This window comes from Micromonospora sp. WMMD964, from assembly GCF_029581455.1.
Taxonomy (GTDB): domain Bacteria; phylum Actinomycetota; class Actinomycetes; order Mycobacteriales; family Micromonosporaceae; genus Micromonospora.
In genome coordinates, this window is the sequence record NZ_CP120860.1 from 2367168 (window position 1) to 2382162 (window position 14995).

18 protein-coding genes are annotated in these 14995 nt (G+C 72.7%); 12 read left to right on the plus strand and 6 right to left on the minus strand.

Annotation, left to right across the window (positions count from 1 at the left end; all coding sequences use genetic code 11):
- The first annotated feature begins 56 nt into the window (after positions 1–56).
- Positions 57–1679 carry an acetolactate synthase gene (locus O7616_RS11100; protein WP_282262139.1) on the plus strand — a complete coding sequence of 541 codons (1623 nt, stop codon included), beginning with the start codon at positions 57–59 and terminating at the stop codon, positions 1677–1679.
- Between the two features lie 48 nt (positions 1680–1727).
- Here the strand turns inward: O7616_RS11100 and O7616_RS11105 are convergent, their stop codons facing one another.
- The 3 genes from O7616_RS11105 to O7616_RS11115 are packed head-to-tail and all read right to left on the minus strand — an operon-like array spanning position 1728 to position 2866.
- Positions 1728–2144, minus strand: a complete 417-nt coding sequence (locus O7616_RS11105; RefSeq protein WP_282306724.1) for a PLD nuclease N-terminal domain-containing protein — start codon at positions 2142–2144, stop codon at positions 1728–1730.
- A 27-nt stretch (positions 2145–2171) separates the two neighbouring features.
- On the minus strand, positions 2172–2477 hold the full coding sequence (locus O7616_RS11110) for a DUF202 domain-containing protein (RefSeq protein WP_282306726.1): 306 nt from the start codon (positions 2475–2477) through the stop codon (positions 2172–2174).
- On the minus strand, positions 2474–2866 hold the full coding sequence (locus tag O7616_RS11115) for a DUF202 domain-containing protein (RefSeq protein WP_282306727.1): 393 nt from the start codon (positions 2864–2866) through the stop codon (positions 2474–2476). The genes O7616_RS11110 and O7616_RS11115 overlap by 4 nt, the downstream gene beginning before the upstream one ends.
- 42 nt (positions 2867–2908) lie before the next feature.
- Here O7616_RS11115 and O7616_RS11120 point away from each other — a divergent pair, with 42 nt between their 5' ends.
- The 4 genes from O7616_RS11120 (at position 2909) to O7616_RS11135 (ending at position 6057) form a co-directional block, all read left to right on the plus strand.
- Positions 2909–3706 (plus strand): GNAT family N-acetyltransferase, encoded by a 798-nt coding sequence (locus O7616_RS11120; protein WP_282306729.1) that lies wholly within the window; start codon positions 2909–2911, stop codon positions 3704–3706.
- Complete coding sequence (locus O7616_RS11125; protein WP_282306730.1) at positions 3703–4116, plus strand: hypothetical protein; 414 nt, start codon at positions 3703–3705, stop codon at positions 4114–4116. Before O7616_RS11120 ends, O7616_RS11125 begins: the two co-directional genes overlap by 4 nt.
- Before the next feature lie 187 nt (positions 4117–4303).
- On the plus strand, positions 4304–5083 hold the full coding sequence (locus O7616_RS11130) for an electron transfer flavoprotein subunit beta/FixA family protein (protein ID WP_282262131.1): 780 nt from the start codon (positions 4304–4306) through the stop codon (positions 5081–5083).
- A gap of 14 nt (positions 5084–5097) precedes the next feature.
- Positions 5098–6057, plus strand: a complete 960-nt coding sequence (locus O7616_RS11135) for an electron transfer flavoprotein subunit alpha/FixB family protein (RefSeq protein ID WP_282306731.1) — start codon at positions 5098–5100, stop codon at positions 6055–6057.
- 95 nt (positions 6058–6152) lie between these two features.
- Here O7616_RS11135 and O7616_RS11140 read toward each other — a convergent pair whose 3' ends face one another.
- Both O7616_RS11140 and O7616_RS11145 read right to left on the minus strand, forming a co-directional pair.
- Entirely contained in the window at positions 6153–6962 is an 810-nt protein-coding gene (locus tag O7616_RS11140) for an anti-sigma factor (RefSeq protein WP_282306732.1), read from the minus strand.
- Positions 6916–7518, minus strand: coding sequence for a sigma-70 family RNA polymerase sigma factor (locus O7616_RS11145; protein ID WP_282262128.1), 603 nt, complete (start codon positions 7516–7518; stop codon positions 6916–6918). Before O7616_RS11145 ends, O7616_RS11140 begins: the two co-directional genes overlap by 47 nt.
- Before the next feature lie 229 nt (positions 7519–7747).
- Between O7616_RS11145 and O7616_RS11150 the strand changes: the two genes are divergently transcribed.
- The 7 genes from O7616_RS11150 to O7616_RS11180 all read left to right on the plus strand — a co-directional run bounded on the left by O7616_RS11150 (position 7748) and on the right by O7616_RS11180 (position 14232).
- On the plus strand, positions 7748–8578 hold the full coding sequence (locus tag O7616_RS11150; RefSeq protein WP_282306733.1) for a DUF4397 domain-containing protein: 831 nt from the start codon (positions 7748–7750) through the stop codon (positions 8576–8578).
- Positions 8575–9228 (plus strand): class F sortase, encoded by a 654-nt coding sequence (locus O7616_RS11155; RefSeq protein ID WP_282306734.1) that lies wholly within the window; start codon positions 8575–8577, stop codon positions 9226–9228. Before O7616_RS11150 ends, O7616_RS11155 begins: the two co-directional genes overlap by 4 nt.
- A 102-nt stretch (positions 9229–9330) precedes the next feature.
- Positions 9331–10500 (plus strand): cysteine desulfurase family protein, encoded by a 1170-nt coding sequence (locus O7616_RS11160; RefSeq protein WP_282306735.1) that lies wholly within the window; start codon positions 9331–9333, stop codon positions 10498–10500.
- A 154-nt stretch (positions 10501–10654) separates the two neighbouring features.
- On the plus strand, positions 10655–11728 hold the full coding sequence (mnmA, locus tag O7616_RS11165; RefSeq protein WP_282262120.1) for a tRNA 2-thiouridine(34) synthase MnmA: 1074 nt from the start codon (positions 10655–10657) through the stop codon (positions 11726–11728).
- A 38-nt stretch (positions 11729–11766) separates the two neighbouring features.
- Entirely contained in the window at positions 11767–12771 is a 1005-nt protein-coding gene (locus tag O7616_RS11170) for a methionine synthase (RefSeq protein WP_282306736.1), read from the plus strand.
- Between the two features lie 54 nt (positions 12772–12825).
- Positions 12826–13191, plus strand: a complete 366-nt coding sequence (locus tag O7616_RS11175) for a VOC family protein (RefSeq protein WP_208745090.1) — start codon at positions 12826–12828, stop codon at positions 13189–13191.
- 27 nt (positions 13192–13218) lie between these two features.
- Positions 13219–14232 carry an ADP-ribosylglycohydrolase family protein gene (locus tag O7616_RS11180; RefSeq protein WP_282306739.1) on the plus strand — a complete coding sequence of 338 codons (1014 nt, stop codon included), beginning with the start codon at positions 13219–13221 and terminating at the stop codon, positions 14230–14232.
- 172 nt (positions 14233–14404) lie between these two features.
- Here O7616_RS11180 and O7616_RS11185 read toward each other — a convergent pair whose 3' ends face one another.
- A complete protein-coding gene (locus tag O7616_RS11185) occupies positions 14405–14947 on the minus strand; it encodes a type II toxin-antitoxin system PemK/MazF family toxin (RefSeq protein ID WP_282306740.1) in 543 nt (180 codons plus the stop codon).
- Between the last annotated feature and the right edge of the window lie 48 nt (positions 14948–14995).

The window sequence follows — 14995 nt, forward strand, 5'->3', positions numbered from 1 at the left end:
TTCCTACCGGCCAGTAGCGTGGGGCCTCGGTCATGAGGAACGAAGGGGAGCGGCGAATGACGGAGCGGATCGAGGGTCACGGCGGCGAGTTGGCGCTCGCGGCCCTACGCGCGCACGGCGTACGGGAGATGTTCACCCTCTCCGGAGGGCACGTCTTCCCGCTGTACGACGCCGCGTACAAGACCGACTTCCCGATCTACGACGTCCGGCACGAACAGTCCGCGGTCTTCGCCGCCGAGGCGGTCGCCAAGCTGCAGCGTCGCCCCGGTCTCGCCGTGCTCACCGCCGGGCCCGGTGTCACCAACGGCATCTCCGGCATGACCAGCGCGTTCTTCAACGCCTCCCCGGTGCTGGTGCTCGGTGGCCGCGCGCCCGCGTTCCGCTGGGGCTCCGGCAGCCTCCAGGAGATGGACCACCTGCCGCTGGTCGCCCCGGTCACCAAGCACGCCGAGACGGTGTTCAGCACCGACGACATCCCGCGTGCGGTGGGTGCGGCACTCACCGCCGCGCTCACCCCGCACCGCGGTCCGGCCTTCCTCGACTTCCCGCTCGAGACGGTCTTCTCGGTCGCCGAGGCCGAGCTGCCCGCCGCGACCGGCGTCGACCCGGTCGCGCCGGACCCGGAGGAGGTCGGCCGCGCCGCCCTGCTCATCGCCGGGGCACAGCGACCGGTCATCATCGCCGGCTCCGACGTGTACGCGGGCGACGCGGTCGCCGCGCTGCGCGAGGCGGCCGAGGCGCTGCAGGTTCCGGTCTTCACCAACGGGATGGGTCGCGGCTCGCTCCCGCCGGAGCACCCGCTCGCGTTCGCCAAGGCCCGCCGGGCCGCGCTCTCCGGCGCCGACGTGGTCGTGGTGGTGGGCACCCCGCTGGACTTCCGCCTCAGCTTCGGTGACTTCGGCGACGCCAAGGTGGTGCACATCGTCGACGCGCCCAGCCAGCGGGCGACGCACGTGCAGCCGGCCGCCGCCCCCGCCGGCGACCTGCGCCTGATCCTCTCCGCGCTGGCCGACCACGCCGGCGACCGGACCGACCACTCCGACTGGATCGCCGACCTGCGCGTCGCCGAGGACGCGGCGAAGGCGCGGGACGCCGCCGAGATGGCCGCCGAGACCGACCCGATCCGCCCGGCGCGGATCTACGGCGAGCTTCGTCGGGTGCTGGCCCCGGACGCGATCACCATCGGCGACGGCGGCGACTTCGTGTCGTACGCCGGGCGGTACCTGGAGCCGTCGCAGCCCGGCACCTGGCTGGACCCGGGCCCGTACGGCTGCCTGGGCACCGGCATGGGTTACGCGATGGGGGCCCGGGTCAGTCACCCGGACCGGCAGATCTGTGTGCTGATGGGTGACGGCGCGGCCGGCTTCTCGCTGATGGACGTCGAGTCGCTGGTCCGCCAGAAGCTGCCGGTGGTGATCGTCGTCGGCAACAACGGCATCTGGGGGTTGGAGAAGCACCCGATGCGCGCCATGTACGGCTACGACGTGGCCGCCGACCTTCAGCCGGAGCTGCGCTACGACACGGTGGTCAGCGCGCTCGGCGGTGCGGGGGAGACGGTCGCCAAGGCCGCCGACCTCGGTCCGGCGCTCCAGCGGGCGTTCGACTCCGGAGTGCCGTACCTGGTCAACGTGCTCACCGACCCGACCGACGCGTACCCCAGGTCGTCGAACCTGGCCTGAATCGCACCTGCCGCCGCCGTCGCTCCTGCGGGGGCGACGGCGGCGCGCTCACACCTCCGGCCGGTCACCCTCGCGGGGCGGCTCGCCGTCGCGGCGGCGCAGGTCGTCCTCGCGCCGACGCAGGTCCTCCTCCCAGCGGCGGAAGAGCTCCTCGTCCTGTTGCTTGGCGCGCTCCTGCACGGAACGCAGGAACTCGGGGTCGTCGTCCGGGGCGACCGTTCGGGGACGCTGTCGCTCGGGTGAGCCGGTGCCGCCCAGCCAGCCCTTGCGGGCGCCGGAGCCGGCCTGCCGACCGGCGACGAACCAGGCGATCGAGCCGATCAGCGGGAAGAACAAGATGATCAGCACCCAGGCGATCCGGGGCAGGGCACGGATCTGCCCCTCCTCGGCGGAGAGACAGCTGATCAGCGCGCAGACCGCGAGGACGATCTGCACCAGGAAGAGGAGTACGCCAAGCCGGGCCATACCCCCATCATGGCGCACCGTTTCCCGTCACCCCAGTCCGCGGAGCACCAGCAGCACTCCCAGTAGGGCGAGCCCCACGGTCCCGAACGCGACCAGCGGTAGTGTCCGGCCGCCGGTGCGGGCCGCTCCGGTGCCTGTCGCGCGGGGCCAGCAGAGCACCAGCAGAGCGCCCCACAACAGCACCGTGACACCGGCGACCAGCGCCCCGGCCCGGCCTCCGGTCGACGCCAGCCGGATGGCGAGCGCGGTCACCACCGTGACCGTGAGCAGCGTGCGCCGCCAGGCCAGTCGGGTCCGCTCCGGTTGCAGCCCCGGATCGCGTCCGGTGCTCACCGCCCGCCGACGGCCCGGCTCAGGACGGCCACGACGAGCAGCACCGCCCCGGCGCCCACCGCGATGGCGAGGACGGCGGGAAAGCGCGACGCGGGCAGCTCCTCACCGAGGCGGATGGCCCGTTCGGTACGCGCCCAGTGGTCCACGGCGCGGATCGCGACCAGCCCGCCGAGCAGCAGCAACGTCACCGCGATCGCCTCCCGCAGGTGACTCATCGCCAGGGGCGGCAGGAACTGTGCGGCGGCCAACCCGCCGCCCACCAGCGCCAGCCCGGTGCGCAACCAGGCGAGGAAGGTCCGTTCGTTGGCCAGCGAGAACCGGTAGTCGGGCGTCTCACCGACCGAGCGCAGCTCCGCCGGGTCGAACCATCGCCTGATCGCCTCCCACACAGAGGGAGATTATCCGCTTCCCATGCCGCTTAGCCTGGGCCGGTGACTGATCTCGACGTGATCGCGCTGCGCGACGCCTACGACAACCAACTCCGCCCGGAGATCCCCGACCCGGTTCCGGCCGGGGTGACCGTGGAGCGGGACGGGCCGCTGGTCCGCATCATCGGGCTCGACGCCGGTGGGTTCCTCACCTACCGCGACCTGGGCGGGTTGACCGGTGACGCGCTGGACGAGCTGATCGGCCGGCAGGTGCGACTGTTCCGTGAGCGTGGCCAGTCGGTCGAGTGGAAGCTCAACGAACACGACGAACCGGCCGACCTGGCGGACCGCCTGCGCGCCGCCGGCTTCGTGCCGGAGGACCGGGAGACCGTCGTGGTCGGGCCGGTCGCGCCGCTGGCCGGCGCGCTGCCGGTCGTCCCCGAGGGGGTACGCCTGAGTGAGGTGACGTCCCGGGAGGACCTGGAGCGGATCGCCGCCATGGAGGAGGAGGTCTGGCAGGCCGACCGTTCGCACCTCGTGTCGGGTCTGGCCAAGGAGATCGACGCCGACCCGACCTCGATCACCGTGGTGGTCGCCGAGGCGGACGGGACGGTGGTGAGCGCCGGCTGGGTGCGGTTCCCGGCGAACACCGGTTTCGCCACGCTGTGGGGTGGCTCGACGCTGCCGCAGTGGCGGCGCAAGGGCATCTACCGGGCGTTGGTCAACTACCGGGCCCGGCTGGCCGAGCAGCGGGGGCGGACGCTCATGCAGGTCGACTGTTCCGAGGACAGCCGGCCGATCCTCCAGCGGCTCGGCCTCGTCGCGGTCACCACCACCACCCCGTACGTCTACACTCCGTGATCATGGAGCAGCGGTTGACGGACGAGGAGCGCCTGACCATCAAGACCGGTGCCTTCGGTGCTGTCTTCCTGGTCTCCAACGCCGATCCGGGGGTGCTGGGGGTGATCCGGGAGAGCATCGCGGCGTCCGGCGCGCTCGCCGACGCCAGTGGTGCCGTCAAGGAGGCGCTGACCACCGGCCCGTTGCCGCGGCTTCCCCGGGATTCGCAGTTGGAGATCGAGTCGGTGGTGCTGCCGGCGTTGCGTGCGGCGGTGCTGATCCTGCGCGAGAAGTCGCCGCCGGACGTGGAGGCGTACCGGTCGGTGGTGTTGGCCGCGGCGGACCGGGTGGCCCGGGCGCACGACGGGGTCGCGCCCGCCGAGGCGGCGGCCATCGACCAGATCAGGATTGCGCTGGCCGAGCCGGCCTGACCGGCCCGGCGTCGGTGAGCTGTGTCACTCCGTGCCCCTCGGGAGCGCAACCTACTGGCAGGTAACATTGCCTCGTGGGAAACCGCACAGCAGCCCGCGGTTGACCTGGCGTCGACCGACGCGCGACGCTGCGCCCCATACCGGGCGAGCGAATCGCAACACCACACAGGAGGGTCGTCGAAGCGCGATGAACATCGTCGTACTCGTCAAGCAGGTGCCTGATTCGGGCGCGGACCGCAACCTGCGCAATGACGACAACACCGTCGACCGCGGTTCGGCGAACAACGTGATCAACGAGATGGACGAGTACGCCATCGAGGAGGCGCTGAAGATCAAGGAGGCGCACGGCGGCGAGGTCACCATCCTGACCATGGGTCCGGACCGGGCGACCGAGTCGATCCGCAAGGCGCTCTCCATGGGCCCGGACAAGGCCGTGCACGTGCTGGACGACGCCCTGCACGGCTCCTGTGCCGTCGCCACCTCCAAGGTGCTCGCCGCCGCCCTCGGTCAGCTCGATGCCGACCTGGTCATCTGCGGTGCCGAGTCCACCGACGGTCGGGTCCAGGTCATGCCGCACATGATCGCCGAGCGGCTGGGTGTCGCGGCGCTCACCGGCGCCCGCAAGCTCACCGTGGACGGCGCGACGCTGACCGTCGAGCGGCAGACCGAGGAGGGGTACGAGGTTGTCACCGCCTCCACCCCGGCCGTGGTCTCCGTCTGGGACACGATCAACGAGCCGCGCTACCCCTCCTTCAAGGGCATCATGGCCGCGAAGAAGAAGCCGGTTCAGACGCTCGCGCTGGCCGACCTCGGTGTCGCGCCCGCCGAGGTGGGCTTCGACGGTGCCACCAGCGCCGTCGTCGAGCACACCAAGCGCCCGCCGCGTTCCGGCGGAGCCAAGATCACCGATGAGGGCGAGGGCGGCGTCAAGCTGGTCGAGTTCCTCGCCACCGAGAAGTTCGTGTGAGAGCGGGTCTGGACATGTCTGAGGTTCTCGTCGTCGTCGAAGCCACCAAGGAATTCGGCGTCAAGAAGGTCACCCTGGAGATGCTCACCCTCGCCCGCGAGCTGGGCACCCCGAGCGCGGTGGTGCTCGGCGGTGCCGGCGCCGCCGAGGCGCTGAGCGGCAAGCTGGGCGAGTACGGCGCGGAGAAGATCTACGCCGCCGAGGGTGACGACATCGACGGCTACCTGGTGGCCCCCAAGGCCACCGTGCTGGCCGAACTGGTCAAGCGGGTGCAGCCGGCCGCCGTGCTGCTGGCCTCCGCCCAGGAGGGCAAGGAGATCGCCGCTCGGCTCGCCGTCAAGCTGGACAACGGCATCCTGACCGACGTGGTCGGTCTGGATGCCGACGGCACCGCCACGCAGGTCGCCTTCGCCGGCTCCACCATCGTCAAGGCCAAGGTCACCAAGGGTCTGCCGCTGGTCACCGTACGACCCAACTCGGTCACCCCCGCTCCGGCGGCGGCCACCCCGACGATCGAGCAGCTCACCGCGTCGGTCACCGACACCGACAAGCTCGCGAAGGTCGTCGAGCGGGTCGCCGAGCAGAAGGGCTCCCGCCCCGAGTTGACCGAGGCCGGCGTGGTCGTCTCCGGCGGTCGCGGTGTCGGCAACGCCGACAACTTCAAGCTGGTCGAGGAGTTGGCCGACCTGCTCGGCGGCGCCGTCGGCGCGTCCCGCGCGGCGGTCGACTCCGGCTTCTACCCGCACCAGTTCCAGGTGGGCCAGACCGGCAAGACGGTCTCCCCGCAGCTCTACGTGGCGCTCGGCATCTCCGGCGCCATCCAGCACCGGGCCGGCATGCAGACCTCGAAGACCATCGTCGCGGTCAACAAGGACGGCGAGGCGCCGATCTTCGAGCTGGCCGACTTCGGCGTGGTGGGCGACCTGTTCAAGATCGTCCCGCAGGCCGCCGAGGAGATCCGCAAGCGCAAGTGACCCGGTCACCACGGAAGTGGCCGCCCGTCGCGACGGGCGGCCACTTCCATTGTGGGAGCTGATCGGCGGGCCGGGGAGCTGAACCGGCCCACCGATCAGCCCGTCAGGGTGCCCCTCAACAGGCTGTCGCCGGAGTGGCGGGTGTTGTTGTCGTACTGCTCGGCGGACACGTCGACAACCGAGTAACTCGCGAGGTCGACGTTCGGGGGCAGCGGCAGCAGCGCGTCCGATCCGCCTCCCAGGGTCCCCACCGAGAACATCTCCATCGTCGTCGGATTGATGAGCCAGACCTCGTAGTACCCAGGGACGCGCGGGAGATTCGCCACATGCAGATGCAGTTGGCCGTTCTGGAGAACCCGCGCGTCTCCCTTGGCCGCCGGTGGCGTCGATCCGTACGCCGCCAGTGGCGCGCTCGCCACCACCACCTGCGGTGGAGCGGGCGTCGGGTCGTCCGGCCGGAGCACGGAGACCGTGCCCACCACACCGACCGCCGCGGCCGCCGCCGCGGTCACCGCGGTGGCCGCCCACCGCGACCAGCCGGAGCCCCGGCGGGACCGGCGCGCCGGATCCAACCGGGTGACCGTCGCCCCGGTGGTCGTGTCGTCGACCCTCTCGACGCTGGTGGCGTCGGCTTGCCCGGGCACCTGCCGGCGACCGGACCCGGTCGGTGACGCCCCGGCTTCCGCAGCCCCGACCTGGGCGATGATGTCCTGCCAGACGTGCTCCGGCGGGTCGGGCAGGTCGGCGAGGCCCTGCGTCTCGGTGCCGAGCGCCGCCACCCGTTCGAGGGTGGCCAGCTCCGCACGGCAGTGCGTGCAGGTGTCGAGGTGGGTGCTCTCCCCGTTGTCCGCCTCGCTCTCACCGAGCGCCAGAAAGACCAGCCGGTCGTGGTCCAGGTGCTGCACCGTCCACCTCCCATCTGCGTTTCAAGCTCGCCATGCCGCGCCGGATGTGGCTCTTGACGGTGCCCAACGGCACTCCGGTCATCGTGGCTATCTGCTGGTGTGTCAGGTCGTCGTAGAAGGCCAACTCCAACATGCGCCGCTGGTCGTCCGGGAGGCGGGCCAGCTCGTCGGCGATCACCAGCCGGTCCACCACCCGGTCCGGGTCCGGCTCGGTGGAGGTCGGCTCGGGTAGTTGCCGCACGGTCTCCACCACCCGGGTCTCCCGGGCCGAGGCGCGCATCCGGTCGATCACCTTGCGGCGGCCGATGCCGAGCAGCCACCCGACCAGCGATCCCTTCGCCGGGTCGAAGGTGTCGCGACCCAGCCAGGCGGCGACGAACGTCGCCTGGGTGACGTCCTCGGCGTCGGTGCGGTTGGCCAGCATGGAGGTGGCCAGGTGGTGCACGGCGCGGCCGTACCTGTCGTACGCCTCGCGCAGCGCCCCCTCGTCGCCGTCGCGGAAGCGCAGGTCGAGGTCGTCCACCGGAGGGTCCGGTTCCTGTCGGGGGGCCGTCATCGGGCGGCTCGCCTTCGATGGGGCATGCCCGACTGTAGCTGCCACAGTCTCCGCCCCACTCTCCCGGTCGATGTCATCTCACCAGCTCTTCGCTCCCGGAGCCCCGCCCGGATGCAGGCGCCGCCGAAAAGAAAAGTGCGCCTCCGGCGCATCCGCCCGTCGGAGAGCCGGCGTAACCCGTTCTGCAAGCCAGGCCTGACGAATCAGCAGTTATCACCAGGAGGCAGACATGCAGCTCTCGTACGTCCGTCGGGTCGCCGCGGGTGGCGCGGTCGCCGCGTTGACGTTCGCCGGTGTCGGCGCGTTCACCGCCACCCCCGCGTACGCCGCCACGTCGAAGGTCTCCGTCGTGCACGGCATCCCGGACACCCCCGTCGACGTCTACGTCAACGGCGAGAAGACGCTGGAGAACTTCAAGCCCGGTGACGTCGCCGGCCCACTGAACCTGGAGGAGGGCGACTACGACATCGCGCTCACCAAGCCCGGCGAGCCGATCGGCAGCGCGATCCTCAAGGCCGACGACGCGGCGGTGCCCGGCGGGGCGAACATCAGCATCGCGGCGCACCTCGACGCCGCCGGCCAGCCGAAGATCACGCCGTTCGTGAACGACGTCTCGAAGGTCGGTGCCGGCAAGGCCCGGCTCGTCGTCCGGCACACCGCCGCCGCCCCGGCGGTCGACGTACGCGCCGGTGGCACCCCGGTCTTCGAGGACCTCACCAACCCGAACGAGGCCAAGGGCGACGTCGACGCCGGCGGTGTGCAGGCGGACGTGGTGCTGGCCGGCACCGAGACCGTGGCGATCGGCCCGGCGGACCTCAACCTCAAGGAGGGCACCGCCACGATCGTCTACGCGATCGGCTCCGCCGAGGGCAAGACGCTCGGTGTGGTGGCACAGACCATCTCCGGCCTGCACTCCGCCCCCGGCGGTGTGCCGAGCGGTGACGGTGGGCAGGCCGGCACGGGCGTGCAGACCTGGTGGTACGTGCTCACCGGTGCCGGCGTACTCCTGCTGCTCGGTGGTGGGGTGCGGATGGCCACCGCACGGACCGGTCGCAAGTGACGGTGCGCAACCGCGGCGCGCTGGCGGCAGTGGCCGCCGGCGTTGCCGCGCTCACCGTCGCCGCCCTGGTGGCGTGCGGCTCGCAGCCGGCGGCGAACGTGGGCGCCGACGAGGCGACAGCCCTCGCCGACACCCCACCGCCCGTCGCCACCGGCCCGTCGGTCCCGGTGACCGCCGGTGAGCTGCCCGCCGAAGCGGAGGTCGTCGGGCCGGTACGGCTGGTGATCCCGGAGATCGACGTCACCGCCACCGTCGACGCGGTCGGCATCAACGAGCGGACCGACGAGTTCGAGGTGCCGCCGAGCGTCGACCGGATCGGCTGGTACCGCCACGGCCCCGGCCTGGAGGCAGCGGCCGGATCGGTGGTCATCGCCGGTCACGTGGACAGCGCCGAGCAGGGCAGGGGCGCGTTCTTCCGGCTGCGGGAGCTGGACCAGGGCGACACGGTGACCGCGACCGGCAGCGACGGTGCGGCCCGGCGGTACCGGGTCGTCGCCCGGGAGGAGTACGCCAAGACCAGGATCCCCCTCGACCGGTACTTCGCCCGCGACGGCAAGCCGCGGCTGACCCTGATCACGTGCGGTGGGCCGTTCGACGCCGAGGCCCGCACGTACCGGGACAACATCGTCGTCACCGCGGTGCCCGCCTGACGAGGCCCGCCACGTGCCGGGGTGGTGAGTTCCACCCCGGCACGTGACGTGAAGCCCCTCCGGCATCCGGCTCCCGACGTGTCGGCCGTACGCTGGACGGTGATGGCTTACCTGGATCACGCGGCGACGACTCCGATGCTCGACGAGGCACTGGAGGCGTACGTCGCTACCGCCCGCGAGGTCGGCAACGCGTCCTCCCTGCACGCGGCGGGTCGCCGTGCCCGTCGCCGGGTCGAAGAGTCACGCGAGCGGGTGGCCGCGGTGCTGGGTGCACGGCCCTCCGAGGTGATCTTCACCGGCGGTGGCACCGAGAGCGACAACCTCGCGGTCAAGGGCGTCTTCTGGGCTCGTCGGGACGCCGACCGCCGTCGGGTGGTCTCCAGCGCCGTCGAGCACCACGCCGTGCTGGACGCGGTCGACTGGTTGGCGCAGCACGAGGGCGCCGAGGTCGGCCTGCTGCCGGTGGACGCCGTCGGTCGGCTCGACCCGGAGGACCTGCGCGCCGAGTTGGCCGCGCACGCCGACCGGGTGGCGGTGGTCACCGCGATGTGGGCGAACAACGAGGTGGGCACCCTCCAGCCGGTCGCCGAGCTGGCCGCCGTCGCCGCCGAGCACGGTGTGCCGTTCCACACCGACGCCATTCAGGCGGTCGGTCAGGTGCCCGTCGACTTCGCCGCCAGCGGGGTGGCCGCGCTGACCGTCACCGGGCACAAGCTGGGCGGCCCGGCCGGGGTGGGCGCGCTGCTGCTCGGCCGGGACGTGGCGGCCACGCCGCTGCTGCACGGTGGCGGGCAGGAACGGGACATCCGCTCCGGCACCCTCGACACCGCGGGAATCGTCGCCTTCGCGGTCGCCGTCGAGGCCGCCGTCAAGGGCCAGCAGGAGTACGCGGCCCGGGTGGCCGCCCTTCGCGACGACCTGATCGAGCGGGTGCGCCGGGCGGTACCCGAGGTGATCTACAACGGTGACCCGGTCGACCGGCTGCCCGGCAACGCGCACTTCTCCTTCCCCGGCTCCGAGGGCGACGCCCTGCTCCTGCTGCTCGACGCGCAGGGGATCGCCTGTTCGACGGGGTCGGCCTGCTCCGCCGGGGTGGCCCAGCCGTCGCACGTGCTCCTGGCGATGGGCGCCGACGACGACCGCGCCCGATCCTCGCTGCGCTTCTCCCTGGGCCACACCAGCACCCAGGCCGACGTCGACGCCGTCGTGGCGGCCCTCCCGGCAGCAGTCGAGCGAGCCCGCCGAGCCGCCGCCCCCCGCACCCCCCGCTAACCCCCGTCCTCCTTTACGGGTCGATCATGGAGTTGTGGTGCCCGGAGACGGCGTAAAGGCACCTTTTGTCACCCAGCACAACTCCATGATCGACGGGGGTGGGAGGGTGGTGGATATGGTTGGGGGCGTTCGGTGGGGTGGAGGGAGTTCGTAGGTGCGGGTTCTGGCGGCGATGTCGGGCGGGGTTGACTCGGCCGTGGCGGCGGCGCGGGCGGTGGCGGCCGGGCACGACGTGACGGGCGTGCACCTGGCGCTGGCCCGCAACCCACAGACCTATCGGACTGGGGCGCGCGGCTGCTGCACCCTGGAAGACTCCCGCGACGCCCGCCGGGCCGCCGACGTGATCGGCATCCCCTTCTACGTGTGGGACATGGCCGACCGCTTCCACGAGGACGTGGTGGACGACTTCGTCGCCGAGTACGCCGCCGGTCGCACACCGAACCCCTGCCTGCGCTGCAACGAGAAGATCAAGTTCGCGGCGGTGCTGGACCGGGCGGTGGCGCTGGGCTTCGACGCGGTGGTCACCGGGCACCACGCCCGGCTCGGCCCGGACGGGCTGCTGCGGCGCAGTGTCGACGTGGCCAAGGACCAGTCGTACGTCCTGGCCGTGCTCACCCGCGAGCAGCTCGACCGATCGATCTTCCCGCTGGGCGACTCGACCAAGGCGCAGGTCCGCGCGGAGGCCGCCGAGCGTGGCCTGGCGGTCGCCGACAAGCCGGACTCGCACGACATCTGCTTCATCGCCGACGGCGACACCCGTGGCTTCCTGGCCGGGCGGCTCGGCGAGGCGCCCGGCGACGTGGTGGACGCCAGCACCGGCGCGGTGGTCGGCACGCACACCGGCGCGTACGCGTACACGGTGGGGCAGCGTCGTGGGCTGCACCTGGACCGGCCCGCCCCGGACGGCCGGCCGCGCTACGTGCTCTCCATCACGCCGAAGACCAACACGGTGACCGTCGGCCCCGCCGAGGCGCTGGAGGTGTCCGAGGTCCGTGCCGTTCGTCCGGTCTGGACCGGCGGCCCGCTTCCGGGCTCCCCGGTGGAGTGCGAGGTGCAGTTGCGCGCGCACGGCAGCGTGGTGCCCGCCACCGTCGCCCTCGACGGTGATCTGCTGCACGCCGAGCTGCGTCGGCCGGTACGCGGCGTCGCCGCCGGTCAGGCCCTCGTCGCGTACCGGCCGGACCCGGCCGGTGACGTGGTCCTCGGCTCGGCGACCATCACCGGCTGACCGCACGGCCCGGGTGTTCGCGGGATAGCCTTTCGGCCGTGACAGATCAGGCGTGGCCCTGGGCGGCGGGTTCGGCGACCGGGATCGGCTCGTTGCCCGGTACCGACATCGGCGAGGCCCAGCGGGTGGTCCTCGGTGAGCTTCCCGACCTGCCCCACCTGCCCGAGCTACCGGCCCGTGGTCCCGGCGCGGACCTGATCGGCCGCTCCGCCGGGCTGCTCGTCGACCTGCCGGTCGAGGTCTACGCCGGCCGTTGGCGGGTCGCCCCGCGCCCGGGCCGGGACCTGCGCCGAGCCCTCGACCTGATGGAACGCGACCTGGACCAGCTCGCCGAGCAGGCCGAGGAGTACGCCGGGCCGGTCAAGGTGCAGGCCGCCGGCCCTCTCACGCTCGCCGCCTCCCTGGAGCTGCCGATCGGTGGTCGCCTGTTGCGTGACGCCGGCGCGGTCCGCGACCTGACCGGCTCCCTCGCCGAAGGGCTGCGCGCCCACGTCGCGGCGGTGGCCCGGCGGCTCCCCCGGGCGTCGGTGCTGCTCCAGGTGGACGAACCGTCGCTGCCGGCCGTGCTGGCCGGGCGGGTGCCGACCGAGAGCGGGTTCGGCGCGTACCGTGCGGTCGAGTCGGCGGACGCCGCCGCGCTGCTACGCGCCCTCGTCGAGACGGTCGGCGTGCCGACGCTCGTGCACTGCTGCGCCCCGGACGTGCCGCTGGAGCTGATCCGCTCCACCGGTGCCGTCGCGGTCGCCCTCGACCTGGACCTCGTCACCGACCTGGACCCGCTGGGCGAGGCGATCGACGCCGGTCTCGGGTTGCTGGCCGGGGCCGCGCCGACCCGGCCGCCGTCGGCCGGTCGCGCTCCGACCTCCGCGCAGATCGCCGATCGGGTGCGCCAGCTCTGGGACCGCCTCGGCTTTCCCCGCCGACAACTCGCCCAGCAGGTGGTGGTCACTCCCGCCTGCGGTCTCGCCGGTGCCACCCCGGAGTACGCCCGGGCGGTGCTCACCGCCTGCCGGGACGCCGGCCGGCGGCTCGCCGACGTGTGAGGTCTCCTGTCGTACCCGGGTTTCCTGTCGTACCCGGTGGGCAGCATGACGGTCATGATTGGACAGCTGCGTTCAGTGGTGATCGACTGCCCGGATCCGCGGGCGCTGGCGGCGTTCTACGCCGAGCTGCTCGGCATCCCCTTCGCCGAGGGTGACTCCGACGACGACTGGGTGGTGTTGGGCGGCCCGCCCGGTCACCAGCCACGTCTCGCCTTCCAGCAGGCGCTCAACCTGCGGTCACCGGCCTGGCCGGACCCGGAGCGCCCGCAACAGTTCCACCTGGATGTGACGGTGGACGACATCGAGAGCGCGGAGAAGGCGGCGCTCGCACTCGGTGCCCGACGGCTGCCCGGTGAGGGCGAGGGTTTCCGGGTCTACGCCGATCCGGCCGGCCACCCGTTCTGTCTCTGCTGGGACTGACCCCGGCGTGGGTTGCGGCGGCCGGGCATGATGGCCGCCGTGATCCACAACTCAGCGCTGCGCGCCTCCGGTTCGCTCTACGGCCTCGCCTACGGTGACGCGCTGGGCAAGCCGACCGAGTTCCTGACCGTGGCCGAGATCGAACGCCGGTACGGTCCGGCCGGGCCCCGCGAGCTGTCCGGCGAGCCGGCCCTGGTCACCGACGACACCCAGATGGCGCTCGCCGTGGGCTGGGCACTCCACGAGGCGCCCTCGTTGACCCCGGAAGCGGTGGAGCCGCTGCTGCGGCAACGCTTCGTGGCCTGGTCGGTCAGCCCGGACAACAACCGCGCCCCGGGCATGACCTGCCTGCGCGCCTGCGCCGAGCTGAGCCGCGGGGTGCGCTGGCAGGAAGCGACAGTGGCCGGGTCGAAGGGCTGCGGGGCCAACATGCGGGTCACCCCGGTCGGCCTGCTCGACACCGACCTGGACACCCTCGCCGGGCTGGCCCAGCTACAGGCCGGGCTGACCCACGGTCACCCGACCGGGCTGGCCGCCAGCGAGCTGACCGCGTACGCGGTCTTCGCGCTACGCGCGGGAGCCACACTGCCCGAGGTGCCCGCGCTGCTCATCGAGCGGGCGCGGTCCCAGCGCCTGGTCTACCGGGAGCACTGGCTGGGTGACCTGTGGCAGCGCCCCGGTCCGCGGCCTCCGGAGGAGTTCATCGCCCAGGGCTGGGACGAGTGCCTGGTGGCGCTGGGCCGACTGGTGAACGCCCTCGGGCGGCCGGACGACGGCGGTGACCCGTGCCGGGCCACCGGAGAGGGTTGGGTCGCCGAGGAGGCGCTGGCCACCGCGCTGCTCTGCGCCGTACGGCACGCCGACGACCCGGTCACCGCCCTGGCCCGGGGCGCGACCACCGCCGGCGACTCCGACTCGATCGCCGCCCTGGCCGGCGCGTTCGTGGGCGCGGCGCTCGGGATGGCCGCCTGGCCGACCGAATGGGCCGACCGCATCGAGCACGCGGACCAGCTCGCCACCCTCGGCGCCGTCTGGGACTGATCGGCCACGCGCCGGTCCGTCCGGCGGGGGTCGTGTGCCGTCCCGTTCGGCCGGTGACCGTGATCGACTCGGGTTTCTGGAAGTCGGGGTGTCGCAGGGCCGCTGATGCCGCGCCTTTCAAGAAGCCGAGTGGATCACGGCCCCGGGCACCCTTCCGGGGTGACCGAGATGGTCAGGCGGTGGGCAGGTGGCGCAGGCTGCGTACCGTGCGCCACAGGTCGGCGTGGCAGCGCCCGGCCTGGTCGGCGAAGGCGGCGAAGTCGAGTCGGATCGGCTCGGTCAGGCTGAGGTAGCTGTCGTGCTCCGCGCCGGGGTCCCAGTCCCGGGTGGGGATCCGCACGTGGTCGTCCCGGTCGCTCTTGTCCTGGCTGGTGATCTTCAGAACGTCGGCGCCCCGGGAATCCGCGCGTAGCACCAGGCACGGGCGCACCTTCGATCCGGTGCCGTCGGCGTACGGCACGTCGGCCCACCAGATCTCGCCGGGTGCCGGGACGTCGTGCCGGTCGGAGTCGCGTGGGCGGGGCTTGGCCGCGGGCCGGTCGGTGCCGCGCGGTCGGGGCGGAGCCGGACGTCGACCGCCGGGGCGGGCCGGGGCGGCGCGATCCGGGCGGGTGCCCGGAGGGCGGGTCGACACCCGGTGCCGCCAACTGTTCCACGCCCAACCAGCGGCCACCGCCAGCAGGATCGCCACGGCCCAGAGCAGCGCCTCGGGCATCCGTACCTCCGCCTCCCGGCGACCCCGGGAGGTCGCACCGTCCGGCGA

Excerpts from the sequence above, each read along its gene's own strand:
- O7616_RS11105 (WP_282306724.1), bottom strand. The coding sequence starts at position 2,144 with ATGGCCCGGCTTGGCGTACTCCTCTTCCTGGTGCAGATCGTCCTCGCG.
- O7616_RS11185 (WP_282306740.1), bottom strand. The coding sequence starts at position 14,947 with ATGCCCGAGGCGCTGCTCTGGGCCGTGGCGATCCTGCTGGCGGTGGCC.
- O7616_RS11145 (WP_282262128.1), bottom strand. The coding sequence starts at position 7,518 with ATGACGGCCCCCCGACAGGAACCGGACCCTCCGGTGGACGACCTCGAC.
- O7616_RS11135 (WP_282306731.1), top strand. The coding sequence starts at position 5,098 with ATGTCTGAGGTTCTCGTCGTCGTCGAAGCCACCAAGGAATTCGGCGTC.
- O7616_RS11160 (WP_282306735.1), top strand. The coding sequence starts at position 9,331 with ATGGCTTACCTGGATCACGCGGCGACGACTCCGATGCTCGACGAGGCA.
- O7616_RS11180 (WP_282306739.1), top strand. The coding sequence starts at position 13,219 with ATGATGGCCGCCGTGATCCACAACTCAGCGCTGCGCGCCTCCGGTTCG.
- O7616_RS11150 (WP_282306733.1), top strand. The coding sequence starts at position 7,748 with ATGCAGCTCTCGTACGTCCGTCGGGTCGCCGCGGGTGGCGCGGTCGCC.
- O7616_RS11175 (WP_208745090.1), top strand. The coding sequence starts at position 12,826 with ATGATTGGACAGCTGCGTTCAGTGGTGATCGACTGCCCGGATCCGCGG.
- O7616_RS11130 (WP_282262131.1), top strand. The coding sequence starts at position 4,304 with ATGAACATCGTCGTACTCGTCAAGCAGGTGCCTGATTCGGGCGCGGAC.
- O7616_RS11100 (WP_282262139.1), top strand. The coding sequence starts at position 57 with ATGACGGAGCGGATCGAGGGTCACGGCGGCGAGTTGGCGCTCGCGGCC.